At 69.8% G+C, this 21,274-nt stretch carries 14 protein-coding genes and 1 tRNA gene; 12 read left to right on the forward strand and 3 right to left on the reverse strand.

From position 1 onward, the window contains the following. Positions 1-313 precede the first annotated feature (313 nt). The 3 genes from ABT170_RS39715 to ABT170_RS39725 all read left to right on the forward strand — a co-directional run bounded on the left by ABT170_RS39715 (position 314) and on the right by ABT170_RS39725 (position 2,046). Positions 314-389: transfer RNA gene (locus ABT170_RS39715), tRNA-Thr, on the forward strand. Between the two features lie 115 nt (positions 390-504). Next, entirely contained in the window at positions 505-1,293 is a 789-nt protein-coding gene (locus ABT170_RS39720) for a DeoR/GlpR family DNA-binding transcription regulator (protein ID WP_351875978.1), read from the forward strand. 96 nt (positions 1,294-1,389) lie between these two features. Further along, entirely contained in the window at positions 1,390-2,046 is a 657-nt protein-coding gene (locus tag ABT170_RS39725; protein ID WP_351875981.1) for an NUDIX domain-containing protein, read from the forward strand. A gap of 22 nt (positions 2,047-2,068) precedes the next feature. Here the strand turns inward: ABT170_RS39725 and ABT170_RS39730 are convergent, their stop codons facing one another. Beyond that, positions 2,069-4,696 (reverse strand): SpoIIE family protein phosphatase, encoded by a 2,628-nt coding sequence (locus ABT170_RS39730; RefSeq protein ID WP_329940199.1) that lies wholly within the window; start codon positions 4,694-4,696, stop codon positions 2,069-2,071. A 400-nt stretch (positions 4,697-5,096) separates the two neighbouring features. On the opposite strand from ABT170_RS39730, the gene ABT170_RS39735 reads away from it, so the two are divergent. The 9 genes from ABT170_RS39735 to ABT170_RS39775 all read left to right on the forward strand — a co-directional run bounded on the left by ABT170_RS39735 (position 5,097) and on the right by ABT170_RS39775 (position 19,650). Then, the gene (locus ABT170_RS39735; protein WP_351875984.1) at positions 5,097-10,544 is read left to right on the forward strand and encodes a HAMP domain-containing protein; all 5,448 of its coding nucleotides are present in this window, start codon (positions 5,097-5,099) and stop codon (positions 10,542-10,544) included. A gap of 244 nt (positions 10,545-10,788) precedes the next feature. Further along, entirely contained in the window at positions 10,789-11,472 is a 684-nt protein-coding gene (locus tag ABT170_RS39740; RefSeq protein ID WP_329940463.1) for a response regulator, read from the forward strand. 188 nt (positions 11,473-11,660) lie between these two features. Next, positions 11,661-14,468, forward strand: coding sequence for a DNA translocase FtsK (locus ABT170_RS39745; RefSeq protein WP_329940464.1), 2,808 nt, complete (start codon positions 11,661-11,663; stop codon positions 14,466-14,468). A 317-nt stretch (positions 14,469-14,785) separates the two neighbouring features. Continuing rightward, on the forward strand, positions 14,786-15,583 hold the full coding sequence (locus ABT170_RS39750) for a helix-turn-helix domain-containing protein (RefSeq protein ID WP_351875988.1): 798 nt from the start codon (positions 14,786-14,788) through the stop codon (positions 15,581-15,583). A 141-nt stretch (positions 15,584-15,724) separates the two neighbouring features. Then, positions 15,725-17,209, forward strand: coding sequence for a 30S ribosomal protein S12 methylthiotransferase RimO (gene rimO / locus ABT170_RS39755; RefSeq protein WP_329940466.1), 1,485 nt, complete (start codon positions 15,725-15,727; stop codon positions 17,207-17,209). Then, complete coding sequence (gene pgsA / locus ABT170_RS39760; RefSeq protein ID WP_329940467.1) at positions 17,206-17,994, forward strand: CDP-diacylglycerol--glycerol-3-phosphate 3-phosphatidyltransferase; 789 nt, start codon at positions 17,206-17,208, stop codon at positions 17,992-17,994. Before rimO ends, pgsA begins: the two co-directional genes overlap by 4 nt. After that, positions 17,991-18,500 (forward strand): CinA family protein, encoded by a 510-nt coding sequence (locus ABT170_RS39765; protein ID WP_329940468.1) that lies wholly within the window; start codon positions 17,991-17,993, stop codon positions 18,498-18,500. The genes pgsA and ABT170_RS39765 overlap by 4 nt, the downstream gene beginning before the upstream one ends. Positions 18,501-18,609: 109 nt before the next feature. Continuing rightward, positions 18,610-18,987 carry a helix-turn-helix domain-containing protein gene (locus ABT170_RS39770; RefSeq protein WP_266924510.1) on the forward strand — a complete coding sequence of 126 codons (378 nt, stop codon included), beginning with the start codon at positions 18,610-18,612 and terminating at the stop codon, positions 18,985-18,987. 399 nt (positions 18,988-19,386) lie between these two features. Continuing rightward, positions 19,387-19,650: a hypothetical protein gene (locus tag ABT170_RS39775; RefSeq protein WP_329940469.1), complete on the forward strand. Its 264-nt coding sequence runs from the start codon at positions 19,387-19,389 to the stop codon at positions 19,648-19,650. Here the strand turns inward: ABT170_RS39775 and ABT170_RS39780 are convergent. Beyond that, entirely contained in the window at positions 19,598-20,362 is a 765-nt protein-coding gene (locus ABT170_RS39780) for an SDR family NAD(P)-dependent oxidoreductase (RefSeq protein ID WP_329940470.1), read from the reverse strand. The genes ABT170_RS39775 and ABT170_RS39780 overlap by 53 nt on opposite strands. A gap of 36 nt (positions 20,363-20,398) precedes the next feature. Then, on the reverse strand, positions 20,399-21,211 hold the full coding sequence (locus tag ABT170_RS39785; RefSeq protein ID WP_351875994.1) for an Fpg/Nei family DNA glycosylase: 813 nt from the start codon (positions 21,209-21,211) through the stop codon (positions 20,399-20,401). Positions 21,212-21,274 lie beyond the last annotated feature (63 nt).

Below are 21,274 nucleotides of genomic sequence, written 5' to 3' on the forward strand. Positions count from 1 at the left end.
GCGCCGATGGTACTGCAGGGGGGACCCTGTGGGAGAGTAGGACGCCGCCGAACAATTTTTCCGGGAAAGCCCCGTACCGCAAGGTACGGGGCTTTCCTGCGTTCACCATTCAACTCCGAACGCCTTCCCGTTCGCCCCGGGCTCCTTGTGCCGTGCCGCGCCTTTCCGTTTCCGTGCGGGTGCGGGTGCGGGCGGGGGGTGCCGGCGGGGGTGCGGGGAGAGCTGGTGGCGGCCCGCGGGAATCGGTTCTTCCGATGGTTATGAACACCCCTGGATCCAGGGTATGCTTTACCTCGTTGCCACAGAGCGACAGGCCCCAATAGCTCAGTCGGTAGAGCGTCTCCATGGTAAGGAGAAGGTCTGCGGTTCGATTCCGCATTGGGGCTCCAGCAGAAGAAAGGCCCCCGCCATCAGGCGGGGGCCTTTCTTGCGTTTACGGGTTCGGCCGATCCTCGATCTCACATGTCGATGTTCAAACGAACAACTGCATGGTAGAAAGACTTCATGGGTGTTGCCGATCGTCTGGACCTGACTCTGCGGCTGGTGCAGGGCGCCGCTGACCGTGTCTCCGTTGCCGAGCTCTCCCAGCGGCTCGGCGTCTCCGAGATGACGGTCCGCCGGGACCTCGACGCGCTGGAGCGCCAGGACCTCGTACGCCGGGTGCATGGCGGTGCCGTCGCCACCAGGGCGCGGGAGGAGGGCGCGGGCTTTGTCGCGCGGGAACGCTGGCAGGCCGCCACCAAGGACCGACTGGGTGCCCGGGTGGCCGCGATGGTCGAGCCGGGGTCCCGGGTGCTGCTGGACGCGGGGACCACCACCGCGCACGTCGCGGAGCACCTCGCGGCCCGGGGGCCGCTGACGGTGGCGGTGCTGAGCCTTCAGGCGGCCGTGTGCCTGGCGGACCGGCCCGGTATCGACCTGCTTGTCGTCGGCGGGCGCTCACGGCCCGGAGAAAGGTCCCTGGTGGGCCCGCTGGCTCTGCGCACGCTGGAGTCGCTGGCCTTCGACTGCTTCGTCATGTCCATCGGCGGGGTGCACGCCGAGCACGGCTGGTCGGAGTTCTCCCTCGACGACGCCGCCGTCAAGCAGGCCGGGCTCGCCCAGGCCACCCGTACCGTCGCGGTGGCCGATGCCACCAAGCTCGGGGTGCGGGCGTTCAGTCAGGTCGCCCCGCTCGGAGTCGTGGACGGCTTCGTCACCGACACGGGCGCCGAGGACGGTGGGACCCATCCGAACGGCCCGTACACCCTGAACGCTCTCCGGGAGGCCGGCGTCCCCGTCCATCTCGCCTGACGCCCCACCCGGACCCCGCCCCCATCGCCATCGAGGTGCTGACATGAACGCTCTTCCCCACCCGCCGACGGGCCCCGACCACGCCGCGGGCGCACGATGACCGCCGGCATCGACACCCCGGACCGCCGCGGCCGTACCGGCCTGGACCGGCACGGTCAGGACCTGACCGGAAATCCGCAGGTGCGGATCCTCGACGTGGAAGTGCTCTCCTGCGACTGGTACGTCCTGCGCAGGAGCACCTTCGACTACCAGCACAGCGACGGGCACTGGAGCCGGGAGCAGCGTGAGACCTACGACCGCGGCGACGGCGCCACCATCCTGCTCTACGACGCCGACCGCCGTACCGTGCTGCTGACGCGCCAGTTCCGTCTCCCGGCCTATGTCAACGGCCATCCGGACGGGATGCTCCTCGAAACGGCGGCCGGCCTGCTGGACGGGGACAGCCCCGAGGAGGCCATCCGCAGGGAGGCCGCCGAGGAGACCGGACACACCGTGGGCGCGGCCGAGCGTGTCTTCGACGTCTATATGAGCCCCGGCTCCGTCACCGAGCGGCTGCACTTCTTCGCCGCCCCGTACACCCCCGCGACCGCGACCGGAGGCGGGGGCGGGATCGCCGCCGAGGGCGAGGACATCAGCACGGTGGAGCTGCCCTTCGACCGGGCGCTCGCGATGATCCGTGACGGGTCGATCGCCGACGCGAAGACCATCATGCTGCTGCAGTGGGCCGCACTGGACGGCCCGTTCGCTCCCTGAGCCGTGCCCCGGGGCCCGTTCGTCAGACGAGCGGAGGCTCGGGGACACGCATGGCGAGGATGGCCATGTCGTCGGAGGCCGGCTCGGCAGCGAAGCGTTCGACGGCGCGCAGGATCCGGGCGGCGACCGCGCCGGCCGTCAGGCCCGTACAGGTGGCGAGGACGTCCGCGAGGCCGTCGTCGCCGAGCATGCGGGCACCCTCGCGGCGCTCGGTGACCCCGTCGGTCACGCACAGCAGGACATCGCCCGGGTCGAGGGTGATCTCCTGCTCGTACAGTTCGAGGTCCTCGATGACGCCGAGCAGCGCCTGTGGATCGGCGGCGGCCTCGACGGAGCCGTCCTGGCGCAGACGCAGCGGGAGGGGGTGACCCGCGCACACCACCTTCAGCAGCGCGCTGCCGTCCTCCTGGGGCCACAGCTCGCCGTACAGGAGCGTGAGGAAGCGGCTGCGTGCGCCCTCGTCGAGGATGGCGGCGTTGAGGCGTTCCAGCACGGCCGGGCCGCCGAAGCCCTCGCGGGCCAGCAGACGCAGGGCGTGGCGGGCCAGGCCGGTGACGGCCGCGGCTTCCGGGCCCGTACCGCACACATCGCCGATGGCGAAGCCGTACGCACCGTCGCGGATCGGGAAGACGTCGTAGAAGTCGCCGCCGACCTCGTTGCCCTCGCCCGCCGCGCGGTAGATGACCTCGATCTCGACATTGGGTACGTCGGGGAGGCCCGGCGGCAGCAGGCTGCGCTGCAGGGACTGGCTGATCGCCATGCGCTCCGAGTACAGACGGGCGTTGTCCAGGGCGAGTGCGGCGCGGCGCGAGAGGTCCTCGGCCAGTTCGAGGATCTCCTGGCGGAAGTGGTCGTCGGAGGGTTTCCCGAGGGTGAGCATGCCGATGACGCGGTTGCGGGCGACCAGCGGGAGCACGACGGTCTCCCCGCCCACGGCCGAGGCGGTGGCGAGGGTGGTGCGGGTGGCCATGCCCATGCTCAGGGGCGCGTCGTGGTCGAGGCTGCGCATGGAGGTGCTCAGCGCCGCCCGGTGGGCGGCCTCGGACGGCGCGGCCCAGACACGCGCGCCGGGGGTCGGCACCGGGTCCGGCGGGTCGATCTTGGACAGCAGGGCCTTGAGGCCGTCGATGAGGTCCTCGTCCTCGTGGAGGACATAGGAGAGGTACGGCTCCGAGGCCTGGTCCGCGATCGTGTAGACGGCGCACCAGGTGGCGAGCGTGGGGACCGTCATCTGGGCCATGAGCGCCAGGGTCTGGTCCCGGTCCAGGGTGCCGGCGAGCAGGTCGGAGGCTTCGACGAGGAAGGACAGGGAGCCTCGGCGCAGACGTTCCAGTTCGCCCAGGCGGGCGGATTCGACGGCCAGCGCGATGCGGTCGGCGGCGAACTGGAGGCGCAGCGCCTCCTCGTTGGAGTACCGGCCCGCGGCTTCGGCCGCGACGCCGAGGGAGCCGGTGAGGCGGCCCTCGACCTTCAGCGGGACGGTGACGACGGAGCGCATTCCGGTGTCGCCGAGCAGGGGGACGGCGCCGGGGACCGCGGTGAGGTCCTCGTGGACGGCGGGCATCCGGGCGGAGCCGTAGCGTCCCGTTCCGGCTTCGACGGGGACCCGGGCGAAGCGCTGGCGGGCCGAGGGGAGGCCGGTCGTGGCCCGGACCTCCAGTTCGGTCTCGTCGTCGGTGGCCAGGAGGAGGAAGGCGGCGTCGGCGTCGAGCATGTCCCGGGCCCGTTCGACGGTGCGCTGGAGCAGCCCGTCGAGGTCGTCGGGGGCGGGTGAGCCGATGAAGACCTCGAAGGGGTCCGCGGCGCGGTTCTCGTGGGCCGTGTCGGAGACGGGGGCGCGTACCGGGGACTGGAGGACGGCGCGTTCGTAGTCGCGGACGAGGAGACAGACGGTGGAGGGCTCGCCCTCCGTGTCGCGCACCCGCAGATGTGAGGCGTAGACCGGGATGACCCGGCCGTCGGAGCCGCGGATTCCGTAGCTGCCCTCCCAGCGGGAGAGCTGGAGCGCGTCGGCGATGCCGGTGTTGGTGCCGGGGGTGTGCGGCCATGCGGCGAAGTCGGTGAGCTGCTTTCCGGTGACCTGCTCGGCCGTGTGACCGAAGAGGAACGCGGCGTCGTCGTTCCACGCGGAGATGGAGCCGGAGCGGTCGATCTGCACGACGGCGACCCGTACGCGTTCGTCGGCGACCGGGAGGAGCGCCGTGGGCAGGAGCGGGCCAGCGGAGCGGATGCCCACCGGCCGCTCGGGGAGGTCGAGCTGGAACCAGACGTGCTTGCGCGTCGGGGTGTACTCGACGCCCCAGCGGGCGGCGAGCGCGGCGCAGAGCAGCAGACCCCGGCCGCTCTCGCGGTCGGGGCTGCCGTAGTCCAGGCCGGTGCTCTGGAGCGGGACCTCGCGCTCCGGATAGTGGTCGGAGACCTCGACGCGTACGCCGTCCTCGGTGCGCAGACACAGGACGTCGGCGGCGGTTCCCGCGTGGACGACGGCGTTGGTCACGAGCTCGCTGGTGAGGACGACCGCGTCGTCGACGACATCGGTGTAGCCCCACCCCTGGAGGGTGTCACGGACAAAGGCGCGGGCGGTCGCGACAGAGCGCCCGACCGGGTCGAAGGTGGCAGCCGCGCGCGCGGTGATCACAGCACTCCCCATATGGTGTCTCGTCGCTTCCCCGAGTCCTGTGCCCGTTTCTCGCCGCTTCGATTCGCTTGCCAGGCTAGACGCTCGTTCACTGTCCCGGGTACACGAGGGCCGACTTCGGTACGGGATGCCCCGGCAGTTGTGCGCGGGCGCACAACCATGCGTTCCCCAAGGGGCCGTTGTGCGGCGTCCATTGGAGCTTCCGCCCCGACCAGTTCCGGCCTGGTACGTTTCAACGATTTGACGTCCGCATGGTCACCCGTCAACGGTGTGCAGTGGCGGTGAGTCAAAGTAGAACTGGGCAAGCTTCCGGATAGGCCCGAGCGATACGGTCAAACCCTGCGGGAGGGACACGGTGGAGTCTGGCGTGGCGGCGCGGGGTTCAGCAACGCGCACAAAAGGCGGACAGTCCGTGAAAAAACAGCGCAATGGGACCATCGATGTGGACGCGGCAGCTCTGAACAGACTGCTCGCGGCCCTCGTGGCGATGCGGGACGGCAACTTCCGCAGGCGGCTGACCGTCTCGGGCGACGGCGTGATGACGGAGATCGCGGCGGTCTTCAACGAGGTGGCCGACCGGAATCTCCATCTCACCGGTGAGCTGGCACGCGTACGGCGCGTGGTGGGCCGTGAGGGAAAGCTCACGGAGCGCCTGGAGACAGGGGCCTGCGAAGGCTCCTGGGCCGCCGCCATCGATGCCTCCAACGAGCTGGTCGACGATCTCTCGCGACCGGTCTCCGAGGTCGGACGGGTGCTCGCGGCGATCGCCGACGGTGATCTTGAGCAGCGGATGGAGCTGCGCTCGCACACGGCGGACGAAACGGTACGGCCGCTGCGCGGCGAGTTCCTGAAGGTCGCCCGTACGGTCAACAACCTGGTCGATCAGCTGTCCGCCTTCACCGAGCAGGTGACCCGGGTCGCGGTCGAGGTCGGGACCGAGGGCAAGCTCGGCGGGCAGGCGCAGGTGCGCGGGATGTCCGGGTCCTGGAAGGACCTCACGGACTCCGTGAACACCATGGCGTACCGGCTGACGGCCCAGGTCCGCGACATCGCCCTGGTGACGACGGCGGTCGCCAAGGGCGATCTGTCACGGAAGGTCACCGTCCATGTGGCCGGTGAGATGCTCCAGCTGAAGAACACCGTCAACACGATGGTCGACCAGCTGTCCTCGTTCTCCTCCGAGGTGACCCGGGTCGCCCGTGAGGTGGGTACGGAGGGTGAGCTCGGCGGTCAGGCGACGGTGCCCGGTGTGGCCGGGGTGTGGAAGGACCTCACCGACTCCGTCAACACGATGGCGGGCAACCTCACCTCCCAGGTGCGCGGCATCGCGGAGGTGACGACGGCGGTCGCCAACGGGGACCTGTCGCAGAAGGTCACGGTGAGCGCCCGCGGTGAGGTCGCGCAACTGGCCGAGACGATCAACCAGATGACGGAGACGCTGCGCACCTTCGCGGACGAAGTGACGCGTGTGGCCAGCGAGGTCGGCGGTGAGGGGCTGCTGGGCGGACAGGCCCAGGTGCCGGGCGCGGCGGGAACGTGGAAGGACCTCACCGATTCGGTGAACACGGTCTTCCGGAACCTGACGACCCAGGTGCGCGACATCGCCCAGGTGACCACGGCGGTGGCCAGCGGTGACATGACGCAGAAGGTCACCGTCGATGTGGCCGGCGAGATGCTGGAGCTCAAGAACACCGTCAACACGATGGTGGACCAGCTGCAGTCGTTCGGTTCGGAGGTGACCCGGGTCGCCCGGGAGGTCGGCGTCGAGGGCCGGCTCGGCGGTCAGGCCGAGGTCCCGGGGGCGGCGGGGACCTGGAAGGACCTCACGGACTCGGTGAACACCGCGTTCCGGAACCTGACCGGTCAGGTGCGGGACATCGCGCAGGTGACCACCGCGGTCGCCAACGGGGACCTGTCGCAGAAGGTCACCGTCAATGTCGCGGGCGAGATGCTGGAACTGAAGAACACCGTCAACACGATGGTGTCGCAGCTCTCGTCCTTCGCCGACCAGGTGACGCGGATGGCCCGGGACGTGGGCACGGAGGGCCGTCTGGGTGGCCAGGCGCGGGTCGACGGTGTCCTGGGAACGTGGAAGGAACTCACCGACTCCGTCAACTTCATGGCGGGGAACCTGACCTCGCAGGTACGCCAGATCGCCCAGGTGACCACGGCGGTGGCGCGGGGCGACCTGTCGCAGAAGATCGATGTGGACGCGCGGGGAGAGATCCTTGAGCTGAAGAACACCATCAACACGATGGTCGACCAGCTCTCCGCCTTCGCCGAGCAGGTGACCCGGGTCGCCCGTGAGGTGGGCACGGACGGGCGGCTCGGCGGCCAGGCGCAGGTGCCCGGGGTGGCGGGCGTGTGGCGCGATCTGACCGACTCGGTGAACGGCATGGCGGGGAACCTCACCGCTCAGGTCCGCAACATCGCGCAGGTCGCCACGGCGGTGGCGCGCGGTGACCTGTCGCAGAAGATCGATGTGGACGCGCGGGGAGAGATCCTTGAGCTGAAGAACACCCTCAACACCATGGTCGACCAGCTCTCCAACTTCGCGGAGCAGGTGACCCGGGTCGCCCGTGAGGTGGGTACCGAAGGCATTCTCGGCGGCCAGGCCGAGGTGCAGGGTGTGTCCGGTACCTGGAAGGACCTCACCCAGTCCGTCAACGGCATGGCGAACAACCTGACCCTCCAGGTCCGCAACATCGCCGAGGTCACCACCGCGGTCGCCAAGGGTGATCTCTCCAAGAAGATCACCGTGGACGCCAAGGGCGAGATGCTCGAACTGGTGACGACGGTCAACACGATGGTCGACCAGCTGCTGAACTTCGCCGACGAGGTCACCCGGGTCGCCAGGGAAGTGGGCACCGAGGGCATCCTCGGCGGCCAGGCGCGGGTGCGCGGTGCGACCGGCATCTGGAAGGACCTCAGCGACAACGTCAACCTGATGGCCAGCAATCTCACCAGCCAGGTGCGCAACATCTCCCGGGTCTCGTCCGCGGTCGCCAACGGCGATCTGACGAAGAAGGTGACCGTCGAGGCGCGCGGTGAGGTGGCCGAACTCGCCGACACCGTCAACACGATGGTCACGACGCTCTCCTCGTTCGCCGACGAGGTGACGCGAGTGGCCCGCGAGGTGGGGACCGAGGGCGCGCTGGGCGGACAGGCCAGGGTGCCGGGCGTCGCCGGTACGTGGAAGGACCTCACCGAGTCCGTGAACTCGATGGCCTCCAACCTGACCGGCCAGGTGCGCCAGATCGCCACGGTCACCACCGCCATCGCCAGGGGAGATCTCACCAAGAAGATCGACATCGATGCGCGCGGTGAGATCCAGGAGCTGAAGAACACCATCAATACGATGGTCGACCAGCTGTCCTCGTTCGCCGAGGAAGTCACCCGTGTGGCCCGCGAGGTGGGCACGGAGGGGCAGTTGGGCGGTCAGGCCCGCGTCCGGGACGTCAACGGAACCTGGCGCGACCTCACCGAATCGGTGAACGAGATGGCCGGGAACCTGACCCGTCAGGTGCGTGCCATCGCGGCCGTCGCCACGGCGGTGACGCGCGGCGATCTGAACCTCAAGATCGACGTGGACGCGGCCGGCGAGATCCAGGTGCTGCAGGACAACGTCAACACGATGATCGCCAACCTGCGTGACACCACGCTCGCCAACAAGGAACAGGACTGGCTCAAGGGCAACCTGGCCCGGATCTCCGGTCTGATGCAGGGCCGCCGCGATCTGGACGACGTCGCCTCGCTGATCATGAGCGAGCTGACCCCGGTCGTCTCCGCGCAGCACGGCGCGTTCTTCCTGGCCATGGCACCCGGCGACACGGGCGAGGTCGGTTCGGACAGCGACGCGGAGAGTCTGTACGAGCTGCGTATGCGCGGCAGTTACGGCTACTCGGCGGGTTCGATGCCGACCTCCTTCCGTCCGGGCGAGACACTGATCGGCACGGCGGCCGAGGAGAAGCGCACGATCCAGGTGGACAACGTGCCGCCCGGCTATCTGAAGATCTCCTCCGGGCTCGGCGAGGCGCCGCCCGCGCATGTGATCGTGCTGCCGGTGCTGTTCGAGGGCAAGGTCCTCGGTGTGATCGAGCTGGCCTCCTTCCAGCCGTTCACGCACATCCAGCGGGACTTCCTCAACCAGCTCGCCGAGATGATCGCGACGAGCGTCAACACCATCAGCGTCAACACGAAGACCGAGAAGCTCCTCGAACAGTCCCAGGAGCTGACCGAGCAGCTTCGGGACCGCTCGCAGGAGCTGGAGAACCGGCAGAAGGCACTCCAGGCGTCCAACGCCGAACTGGAGGAGAAGGCCGAACTGCTGGCCCAGCAGAACCGCGACATCGAGGTGAAGAACACCGAGATCGAAGAGGCCCGGCAGGTCCTGGAGGAGCGTGCCGAGCAGCTCGCCGTCTCGATGCGCTACAAGTCCGAGTTCCTGGCGAACATGTCCCACGAGCTGCGTACCCCGCTCAACTCGCTGCTGATCCTGGCCAAACTGCTCGCGGACAACGCCGAGGGCAACCTCTCGCCGAAGCAGGTGGAGTTCGCCGAGACGATCCACGGGGCCGGTTCCGATCTGCTCCAGCTGATCAACGACATCCTCGACCTGTCGAAGGTGGAGGCGGGCAAGATGGACGTCAGCCCGACCAGGATCGCGCTGGTCCAGCTCGTCGACTATGTGGAGGCGACGTTCCGCCCGCTCACCGCGGAGAAGGGGCTCGACTTCTCGGTACGGGTCTCCCCGGAGCTGCCCGCCACGCTGCACACGGACGAGCAGCGGCTGCTCCAGGTGCTGCGCAACCTGCTGTCCAACGCGGTGAAGTTCACCGACAGCGGTGCGGTGGAGCTGGTGATCCGGCCGGCCGGGGCGGATGTGCCGAACTCGATCCGGGAGCATCTGCTGGAAGCGGGTTCGCTGCGGGACGCGGACGCGGACCTGATCGCCTTCTCGGTCACGGACACCGGCATCGGTATCGCGTCCAGCAAGATGCTGGTGATCTTCGAGGCGTTCAAGCAGGCGGACGGGACGACCAGCCGGAAGTACGGCGGTACGGGCCTGGGTCTGTCCATCAGCAGGGAGATCGCCCGGCTGCTGGGCGGCGAGATCCATGCGGCGAGCGAGCCCGGCCGGGGTTCGACCTTCACGCTGTATCTGCCGCTGCACGCCAGCGAACTGCCGCCGCAGGGCTATCCGCAGGTGGGTCCCGGCCCCGACGAGATCCATGGCATGGGGGACGGGAGCGCCCTGCACGGGGAGGCGGTCCGCGGCGCCGAGCAGGCGCCACTGGGTGATCCGGCCAACTCCGCCGGGCTGTTCCGGCGGCGGCGCAAGGCGCTGGGTGACGCGGCTCGCCGGCCCGCGCTGCCCGCCCGTCCGAGTGCGGGCGTCGGTGGCGGTGCCGGCAAGGGTGTCGCCAGGGAGGATTGGGTCCAGGGAGCCAAGGAGGAGCCGGAGGCACGGCGGACGTTCCGGTTCCGCGGTGAGAAGGTCCTGATCGTCGACGACGACATCCGTAACGTCTTCGCCCTCACCAGCGTGCTGGAGCAGCACGGCCTTTCGGTGCTGTACGCGGAGAACGGCCGGGAGGGCATCGAGGTGCTGGAGCAGCACGACGATGTGACGGTCGTACTGATGGACATCATGATGCCCGAGATGGACGGCTACGCCACGACGACGGCGATCCGCAGGATGCCGCAGTTCGCCGGGCTGCCGATCATCGCGCTCACCGCGAAGGCGATGAAGGGCGACCGGGAGAAGGCCATCGATTGTGGTGCTTCCGACTATGTCACCAAGCCGGTCGACCCTGATCATCTGCTTGCGGTCATGGAGCAGTGGATGCACGGAGAGTGATCGAGGGGTGAATGAATCACGGTGAATTGCTGACCGACTGTGGCTGAACGGGTGTGAGTGCGGGTTTTTCGGGGAACCTTCCTGTCTCCCACCGCGTTTGCGCTGTGTGCACAGTGACATCGCGGTGACAGGGTGTGGTGACGGGCGGGGTGCGGCTACCATGACCGGCACAAGGACGGACGGCGTAAGGGAGTCGTCCCCTGGGGCGGCACCCGGTGTGATTCCGGGGCGAGGAGGACGGGCCATGGTGCAGAAGGCCAAGATCCTCCTGGTCGATGACCGGCCGGAGAATCTGCTGGCGCTGGAGGCCATCCTCTCTGCGCTCGATCAGACACTGGTACGGGCATCGTCAGGGGAGGAAGCGCTCAAAGCGCTGCTCACGGACGACTTCGCGGTCATTCTGCTGGACGTCCAGATGCCGGGCATGGACGGTTTCGAGACCGCCGCGCACATCAAGCGCCGGGAGCGGACCCGGGACATCCCGATCATCTTCCTCACCGCGATCAACCACGGTCCCCATCACACCTTCCGGGGATACGCGGCGGGCGCGGTGGACTACATCTCGAAGCCGTTCGACCCGTGGGTGCTGCGCGCCAAGGTCTCGGTCTTCGTCGAGCTGTACATGAAGAACTGTCAGCTCCGCGAGCAGGCCGCACTGCTGCGGCTCCAGCTCGAAGGCGGTGGCCACGCGGCCGGGGAGCGCGAGACGGAGCCGGCCGGTCTGCTGGCCGAACTCTCCGCCCGGCTCGCGGCGGTCGAGGAGCAGGCGGAAGCGCTGTCCAAGCAGCTCGACGACGAATCCGCGGACGCCGGCGCGGTGGCGACCGCCGCCCACCTCGAACGCAAGCTCACCGGGCTGCGTCGCGCGCTCGACGCGCTGGAGCCGGGGGCGAACGGCAACGCCGGTGTCCTGCCCTCGCAGAGCTGAGCACCGCTCCGTAACTCCCGGCGGGCGCACGGCAACGGGCGTCCGCCGCCTTGCGGTTGCGTGAGGGCGGCAGGGTGCCGCTCCCCGCGGTGAGTGCGCGTCAGTTTCCCGCCCCGGTGCGGCGACACGGTCGGGTGAACCAGTAGGCACGCGTGTTCACCGGCGTCGGCAACGGTAACCTCGGTCCCATGGCCTCACGTACGTCCGGCAAGGGTTCCCAGGGCACGGCGGGCACCGCGAAGAGCGTCGGCCGTACCGCGGGCCCGGCGAAGAAAGCCGCGCCCGCCAAGAAGTCCCCGGCGAAGAAGTCCGCGCCCGCGCCCGCCAGGAAGGCACCCGCGAAAAGGGCGCCCGCGAAGAGGACCGCCGCCAAGAAGCCCGCGCCCAAGCCCGCCCCGTCCCCCACCGGGGGCGTGTACCGGCTCGTACGGGCCGTCTGGCTCGGTGCCGCGCACGGCGTCGGTGCGCTGTTGCGCTCGATAGGGCGCGGGGCGAAGGGACTCGACCCCGCCCATCGCAAGGACGGCCTCGCGCTCCTCCTGCTCGGCCTGGCGCTGATCGTCGCCGCGGGCACCTGGTCGAGCCTGCGCGGACCGGTCGGCGATCTCGTCGAGATGCTGGTGACCGGAGCGTTCGGCCGGCTGGATCTGCTCGTGCCGATACTGCTGGGCGCCATCGCCGTACGGCTGATCCTGTACCCGCAGAAGCCGGAGGCCAACGGCCGGATCGTCATCGGGCTCTCCGCCCTCGTCATCGGCATCCTCGGACAGGTCCACATCGCCTGCGGCTCACCGGGCCGCGAGGACGGCACCGAGGCGATGCAGGACGCGGGCGGACTGATCGGCTGGGCCGCCTCCAAGCCGCTCGTCTTCACGATGGGCGAGGTCCTCGCCGTACCGCTGCTCGTGCTGCTGACCGTGTTCGGGCTGCTCGTGGTCACGGCCACCCCCGTCAACGCCATTCCCCAGCGGCTGCGGACGCTCGGCGTCAAGCTGGGCATCGTCGAGCCGGCGTACGAGCCCGGCGCGGACGGCGGGAGCGACGACGACCGCTACGACGAGCAGTGGCGCGAGGCGCTGCCCGACCGCTCGCGCCGCGGCTCCGCCCGCCGCTCGGAGGCGGACACGGAGTACGACCCGGACCACGCCGAGTCCGAGGCGCTCTCCCGGCGGGGGCGGTCGCGCAGGCCGGCCGTACAGCCCGCGATGAACCGCACCATGGACGCCGTGGATGTCGCGGCGGCCGCCGCCGCGGCGCTCGACGGCGCCGTGCTCAACGGCATGCCCCCCTCGCCGCTCGTCGCCGACCTGACCCAGGGCGTCTCCGCGGACCGGGACCGCGACCGTACGGGCGCGGGCACCCCCGTGCCCGGGGCCCGGGAGGCGGAGAAGGGCCGGGCGAAGGGCCGGGGCGCCGGAGCGGCGGGGGCGCCCTCCGGGGGCGTACCGGATCTCACGAAGCCCGCCCCGGAGCACTCGGAGCCGCTGCCCGCGCGGGCCGAGCAGCTCCAGCTCTCCGGGGACATCACGTACTCGCTGCCCTCGCTCGACCTGCTGGAGCGCGGCGGGCCGGGGAAGACCCGCAGCGCCGCCAATGACGTGGTCGTCGCCTCCCTGACGAACGTCTTCACGGAGTTCAAGGTGGATGCCGCCGTCACCGGCTTCACCCGCGGCCCGACGGTCACGCGGTACGAGGTCGAACTGGGGCCGGCCGTGAAGGTCGAGCGGATCACCGCGCTCACCAAGAACATCGCGTACGCCGTCGCCAGTCCGGACGTCCGGATCATCTCCCCGATCCCCGGCAAGTCCGCGGTGGGCATCGAGATCCCCAACTCCGACCGCGAGATGGTCAACCTCGGCGACGTACTGCGCCTCGCGGACGCGGCGGAGGACGACCACCCGATGCTCGTGGCGCTCGGCAAGAACGTCGAGGGCGGCTACGAGATGGCCAACCTCGCGAAGATGCCGCACGTCCTGGTCGCCGGTGCGACCGGATCCGGTAAGTCCTCCTGCATCAACTGTCTGATCACCTCGGTCATGGTGCGGGCGACCCCGGACGACGTCCGGATGGTCCTGGTCGACCCCAAGCGGGTCGAGCTCACCGCGTACGAGGGCATCCCGCACCTGATCACGCCGATCATCACCAACCCGAAGAGGGCCGCCGAGGCCCTCCAGTGGGTCGTACGGGAGATGGATCTGCGCTACGACGACCTCGCGGCGTACGGCTACCGGCACATCGACGACTTCAACCACGCCGTGCGCAACGGCAAGGCCAAGGCCCCCGAGGGCAGCGAGCGGGAGCTGTCGCCGTACCCGTATCTGCTGGTCATCGTGGACGAGCTGGCCGACCTGATGATGGTCGCCCCGCGCGACGTCGAGGATTCGATCGTCCGCATCACCCAGCTGGCCCGTGCCGCCGGCATCCATCTGGTGCTCGCCACCCAGCGGCCCTCGGTCGACGTGGTGACCGGTCTGATCAAGGCCAATGTGCCCTCCCGGCTGGCCTTCGCGACCTCCTCGCTCGCCGACAGCCGCGTCATCCTCGACCAGCCGGGTGCCGAGAAGCTCATCGGCAAGGGTGACGGGCTGTTCCTGCCGATGGGGGCGAACAAGCCCACGCGTATGCAGGGCGCCTTCGTCACCGAGGACGAGGTCGCGGCCGTCGTCCAGCACTGCAAGGACCAGATGGCTCCGGTCTTCCGCGAGGACGTCGTGGTCGGCACGAAGCAGAAGAAGGAGATCGACGAGGACATCGGCGACGACCTGGACCTGCTCTGCCAGGCCGCCGAGCTGGTCGTCTCCACACAGTTCGGGTCGACCTCGATGCTCCAGCGCAAGCTCCGGGTCGGTTTCGCCAAGGCCGGACGGCTGATGGACCTCATGGAGTCCCGCAACATCGTGGGGCCCAGCGAGGGATCCAAGGCGCGCGACGTGATGGTGAAACCGGATGAACTCGACGGGGTGTTGGCGCTGATCCGGGGGGAAACTGCTCCGTAAAGGTTTTGTAGGCAACCGTTCCGGCGGGTCGTACGTCAACTTGGGAGGAGGGACAGTAGATGCTTCTCCATCAGCAGTTCCGGCGGCCCGGATTCCGGCTCCGTCCCCTACCCCGTCCTCAGCTCCTCCCGTTGCTCAGTCGAGTGCTCAGAGTGTCCAGTTCCGTGCTCCGCCCCGCGGTCCGTCCGCGGAGCCGTCCATGGGGCTGTCCGGCGATCCCGATGGCGTACAAAGTCGTCCCTCCCGGTTGCCCCACCCTTTCGTACCCCCCCTAGACTGAACATCCAGCAGGTGGCTCACGCTCGAAAGGCGCCCCCGTGTCCATCGGCAACTCCCCCGAAGACGACCGGCCTTCGATCGGTCGCGTGCTTCAGCAGGCTCGTATCGCCGCAGGTCTGACGGTCGAGGAAGTCAGCAGCTCCACCCGGGTGCGCATCCCCATCGTGCACGCGATCGAGGAGGACGACTTCTCGCGCTGTGGCGGCGACGTGTACGCGCGCGGCCACATCCGTACGCTCGCCCGTGCCGTCGATATCGACCCCGAACTCCTGGTCGAGCAGTACGACGCCGGACACGGCGGACGTCCTGTGCCCACACCGGCGGCACCGCTGTTCGAGGCGGAACGCATCCGTTCCGAACCCCGACGGCCCAACTGGACCGCGGCCATGGTCGCGGCCATCGTCGCCGTGGTCGGCTTCGTCGGCTTCACGCTCTTCAACGGCGACGAGCAGGTACCGAGCACCGCCCAGGTGGCGGAGGGCTCGACGCCCGACAAGACGGGCAAGCCGGCCGCCAGCAAACCGGCCGACCCCAAGCCCGTGCCCTCCGAGAGTGCCATCGCCGCTGCCCCCCGGGACAAGGTGACGGTCAAGCTCAGCGCGATCCGGGGCAAGAGCTGGATCTCCGCCAAGGACCACAACGGCCGGCTGCTCTTCGACGGCCTGCTGCTCCAGGGCGAGTCCAAGACCTTCCAGGACAGCGATCGCATCGATCTCGTCCTCGGCGACGCCGGGGCGACCGATCTCTTCGTGAACGGCAAGAAGGTCGAGGACCAGTTCGAGCCGGGCCAGGTCGAACGGCTCTCGTACACGAAGGGCGACCCCGAGGCCGGCTGAGCCGTCGGCTCGGCTTCTCGGTCTCCGCTCCTCACGGAATGGGCGCCCGGCACTCGTGCCGGGCGCCCATTCCGTGTCACTCGCTGTAGCAGGCAACCCTGCACGGCAGGGCGGGCGCCGCAACAAAGTAGTCTTGAGCCCATGCCCGAACGCCGTACCGTCGCCCTTGTCACTCTCGGCTGCGCCCGTAACGAGGTGGACTCGGAGGAGCTTGCAGGCCGCTTGGCAGCGGACGGCTGGGAGCTCGTCGAGGACGCCTCCGACGCCGATGTCGCTGTCGTCAACACCTGTGGCTTCGTCGAAGCCGCCAAGAAGGACTCCGTCGACGCCCTGCTCGAAGCCAATGATCTCAAGGACCACGGCAGGACCCAGGCCGTGGTCGCCGTCGGCTGCATGGCCGAGCGCTACGGCAAGGACCTCGCCGAGGCCCTGCCGGAGGCGGACGGAGTCCTCGGATTCGACGACTACGCCGACATCTCCGACCGGCTCCAGACCATCCTCAACGGCGGTATCCACGCCTCGCACACCCCGCGCGACCGGCGCAAGCTCCTCCCGATCAGCCCCGCCGAACGGCAGGACGCCGCGGTGGCCCTGCCGGGCCACGCACAGGAGGCCGCTCCCGCACCGGCCCCCGCGGACCTTCCGGACGGCGTCGCGCCGGTCTCCGGGCCGCGGGCGCCCCTGCGCCGCCGCCTGGGCACCAGCCCGGTCGCCTCGGTCAAGCTCGCCTCCGGCTGCGACCGCCGCTGCTCCTTCTGCGCCATCCCGTCCTTCCGCGGCTCCTTCATCTCACGGCGTCCCTCCGACGTCCTGGGGGAGACCCGCTGGCTGGCCGAGCAGGGCGTCAAGGAGGTGATGCTCGTCTCCGAGAACAACACCTCCTACGGCAAGGACCTCGGCGACATCCGGCTCCTGGAGACGCTGCTGCCGGAGCTCGCGGACGTCGAGGGGATCGAGCGGATCCGGGTCAGCTACCTCCAGCCCGCCGAGATGCGGCCGGGGCTGATCGACGTACTCACCTCGACCCCGAAGGTCGCCCCGTACTTCGACCTCTCCTTCCAGCACTCGGCCCCCGGCGTGCTCAGGGCGATGCGCCGGTTCGGTGACACGGACCGCTTCCTGGAGCTCCTGGACACCATCCGCGGCAAGGCCCCCCAGGCCGGTGCCCGCTCCAACTTCATCGTGGGTTTCCCCGGTGAGACCGAGGCCGACCTCGCGGAGCTGGAACGCTTCCTCACCGGAGCGCGGCTGGACGCCATCGGCGTCTTCGGCTACTCCGACGAGGAGGGCACCGAAGCGGTCGGATACGAGAACAAGCTGGACGCGGACGTCATCGCCGAGCGGCTGGCGCACATCTCCCAGCTGGCCGAGGAGCTGACCTCGCAGCGGGCCGAGGAGCGGCTCGGTGAGACGCTCCAGGTCCTCGTGGAGTCCGTCGACTCCGAGGAGGACGGCCCGGTCGCGGTGGGCCGCGCCGCCCACCAGGCCCCCGAAACGGATGGACAGGTGGTCTTCACCACACGCGAGGGGCTCGTACCGGGCCGTATGGTCGAGGCAAAGGTAGTGGGCACCGAGGGAGTGGACCTGGTGGCCGAACACCATGAGCTCGCGGAGGTGGCCAGATGACCGGAGTCCCGGCATCGGCGGCAGGCGGCTCCGGCGCGAAGCCGGTCCGCGGCGGCAAGCTGGGTACTGCGGCCGTCAACCAGGCCAGTCTGTGGAACATCGCCAACATCCTCACGATGCTGCGGCTGCTCCTCGTCCCCGTCTTCGTCCTGCTGCTGCTGCACAACGGCGGCGACGACCCGGTCTGGCGCGCCTTCGCCTGGGCGGCGTTCGCCGTCGCCATGATCACGGACGTGTTCGACGGGCATCTCGCGCGTACGTACAACCTGGTCACGGACTTCGGGAAGATCGCCGACCCGATCGCCGACAAGGCGATCATGGGCGCGGCGCTGATCTGCCTCTCCTCGCTCGGTGATCTTCCGTGGTGGATCACCGGTGTGATTCTCGCGCGTGAGCTCGGGATCACGCTGATGCGGTTCTGGGTGATCAGGCACGCGGTGATCCCGGCCAGCCGCGGCGGGAAGATAAAGACGCTGGCGCAGGGCACCGCTGCCGGTATGTACGTTCTGGTGCTGACCGGTCCGCTGGCGACGATGCGCTTCTGGCTGATGATGGCCGCCGTCGTGCTGACGGTCGCCACCGGGCTGGACTACGTACGCCAGGCCGTCGTTCTGCGCCGCAGGGGCCTCGCCGCCGAGCGCGCGGCAGCCGCGGACGCCGGTGTGGCCGGCGGGTCTCATGTGGCGAGCGGTTCCGATGTTGCGGGCGGTTCTGATCTTGCGGGTGCGGCGGGGGACGCTCGTACCACCGCCGATGCCCGCGGTGCCGCGGAGGCCGAGCGGTGACAGCCGCGGCCCTGGTGCTGCGGAGGCTCGTGGAGCGCGGTGAGACGCTCGCCGTCGCCGAATCGCTGACCGGCGGGCTGGTCGCGGCGGAGCTGACCTCCGTCCCCGGGGCCTCGCAGTCCTTCCGGGGCTCGGTGACGGCGTACGCCACACCTCTGAAGCGGGACGTGCTCGGCGTGGACGGTACCCTCCTGGCGGAGCGCGGCGCGGTCGATCCCGAGGTGGCCCGGGGGATGGCGGCCGGGGTGCGACGGTTCCTGGGCGCGGACTGGGGCATCGCGACCACCGGTGTCGCGGGGCCCGAACCGCAGGACGGGAAGCCCGTCGGAACGGTCCATGTCGCGGTTTCGGGACCGTACGGCACCGAGAAAGTCGCCTCGCTGCGATTGAACGGCGAACGGGCGGACATCCGTACAGAGACTGTACGGAGCGTGCTCAAGCTGCTCGCGAGCGAACTCGGTGAAAATGTGAGGGCACAGGATACGGAACAGATCGGGGAGAATTGATGTTTGCAGCCCTGAGTGAACACGACATCGCTCCCCGCACGGCCGCAGCACAAGGCGGTACGGTAGGGCGTGAAGGATGCGGCTACGCGGTCCGAGGAGGGAGCCACCGATGATTCTGCTCCGTCGCCTGCTTGGTGACGTGCTGCGTCGGCAGCGCCAGCGCCAAGGCCGTACTCTGCGCGAAGTCTCCTCGTCCGCCCGGGTCTCGCTCGGTTATCTCTCCGAGGTGGAGCGGGGGCAGAAGGAGGCATCCTCCGAGCTGCTCTCCGCGATTTGCGACGCGCTTGACGTACGGATGTCCGAGCTCATGCGTGAAGTGAGCGACGAACTCTCCCTGGCTGAACTGGCCGAGTCGGCGGCAGCCAGCGATCCGGTACCTGTGCCGGTACGCCCAAGGCTCAATTCCGTCTCCGTGTCTTCGGTGGCAGCTGTGCCGACGGGACGGGTGACCATCAAGGCGCCCGCAGAAGCGGTCGCCGCTGCCTGATCGGCGCGGTTCGGTGTGATCGGGAGCCCCGGTCGATCCCTTGGAGGGGTTGTCCGGGGCTTTTGCGTGCGAGGGTGGCGCAGCCCCTTGGCGCCGGTCCTGGCCGCCGCCCGCTTCTTGTCCGCCTGTGCGCGCGTCCGGGCCGCTCTCTTCCGCGTCCCGACGCATGTTCCCGGCGTCGGGACGACTGCCCTCCGGCTGTTCGCTCTGGATGCAGCGGGGGCGGTGCCAGGGGAAACTGCCGGGAAGGGCCCCGATTCACCGGGGGCCGCGTCCGAACGGTGTGCCGGTATCGGGAGTGGAAGTGCCCGTAGCCCGTGCCGTGCGCGCCGCTACTGCACCGGTGCGCCCTCCCCTCGGGTGCGCGAGCCGGTCTAGCGTCGGCCGGAGGAGGCAGCCATGGTGCGGCGATGGGTGCCGGCGCTGGTCCTCGGTGGGCTGTGGTGGTGGGCGGTGCTACGGCTGGTGCTGGAACCGGAGCACGCCGGTGTGGTGGAGGGCGCGGTGGCGGCCGGCGGGTGGGGGTTGAGCCTGCTGCCCGTCCACGCGGCGGCGTCGGTACGGCCGCCGAGGACGCTGACCGGAGCGGGGCGTACCGGGCGGCGGCCGTTCACCAGGGCATGGCGACGCCGCCGTTCGGGCGGAGAATCTGGCCGGTCATGAAGGCCGACGCGTCCGAGGCGAGGTGCAGCACCGTGTGCGCGACGTCCTCGGGCTCGCCGACCCGTCCGAGCGGCGAGACCCGCACCATCACGGCTTCCGCCCGATGCTGCTGCTCCGCGTCGTGGCGGTCGGTCATCGGCGTGCGGATCCAGCCGGGGGCGACGGCGTTCACACGAATGGAGTGCGGGCCGAGTTCCGTGGCGAGGGTCTTCGTCAGCTGGACGACGGCGGCCTTCGCGGCGCTGTAGCAGAGCAGGCCGGGACTCGCGGCGTCCACGGCGCCCGATGCCATGGTGATCAGCGAACCGGGGGAGGAGCGGGCGATCATGCCGCGGGCCACCTCCTGGCAGGCGTACAGCACCCCCTTGAAGTTGACCGACAGGACCCGGTCGAGATCGTCGTCGGCCGTCTCCAGGACGCTGCTCGTGTGCATGATCCCGGCGACCGCGGCCAGGATGTCGATGTCTCCGGCTTCGGTCACGGCTCGCTTCACCTGACCACGGTCCGTTACGTCGAGCGGGTGGGCGAGGGCCGTACCGCCGGAGAGGGCGATCAGCCGGCAGGTCTCCGACAGGCCCGTCTCGTCGCGGTCCGCGCAGTGGACCGTGGCCCCTGCCTCGGCGAGCAGGGCCGCACTGGCCCTGCCGATGCCGCCGGCGGCGCCGGTGACGAACGCGGACCGGCCGGTGAGGTCGTACGCGGAGAGGGGCATGACCGGACCGTACGACTGGATCTGACGATGCGTCAACTATGGTGTGGGGCCTGATTGGCAGCGCGGACACCAGTAGGTGGGGCGGCTGTCCTGCTCGGTGGCGCGGACCGGTGTGCCGCAGCGCAGACAGGGGCGCCGGGCGCGGCCGTAGACGTAGAGGCGGTCGGAGGACCGGGGGCGGGCGCCGGCCGCGCCGGGGACGAGACCGGTGGTGGTCCGCGTCGGGCGGTCACGGTTGGCTTCGAGGAGCTGTTTCGCGGTGGCCACCAGGCGGGCGAGGGTGGTGGGCGGAAGCTCGCCCACGGCGAGCCAGGGGGTAACCCGGGCCAGGAAACAGAGCTCGCACCTGTAGACGTTGCCGATACCGGCCAGATTGCGCTGGTCCAGAAGAGCTTCGCCGAGGGGGCGGCCGGGGGCGGCGAGCAGGTTGCGCAGAGCGGTTCCGGGGTCCCAGTCGGGGCCCAGCAGATCCGGGCCGAGATGGCCCACGACCTTGTCCTCGTCCTGGGTGCGGAGGAGTTCGAGCACGGGGAGCCGGTAGCCGACCGCGGTGTGCTCGGTGTTGGCCAGCACGGCGCGGATCTGATGGGTGGGGCCGCCGCGCCAGCGCTCGCCGGGGTCGTAGACGCGCCAGGCCCCGTCCATCCGCAGATGGCTGTGGAGGGTGAGGCCGTCGTCCAGGCGCGTGAGCAGATGCTTGCCGCGCGCGGTCACCTCGGCCACGGTGCGGCCGGTGAGGTCGGCGGTGGCGAACCTGGGTACGCGCAGGTCGGCATAGGTCAGCGCCCGGCCCGCGAGCGCTGCGTGCAGCCGCTCGGCGGTCCGCAGCACGGTGTCTCCTTCGGGCATGCCTCCATGATGCGCGGTGCGGATGGCGGGTGCCGGGGGATACGGGGGTGCGGGGACGCCCTT

The organism is Streptomyces sp. NPDC001787 (genome assembly GCF_040297465.1).
In the GTDB taxonomy this organism is placed as follows: domain Bacteria; phylum Actinomycetota; class Actinomycetes; order Streptomycetales; family Streptomycetaceae; genus Streptomyces.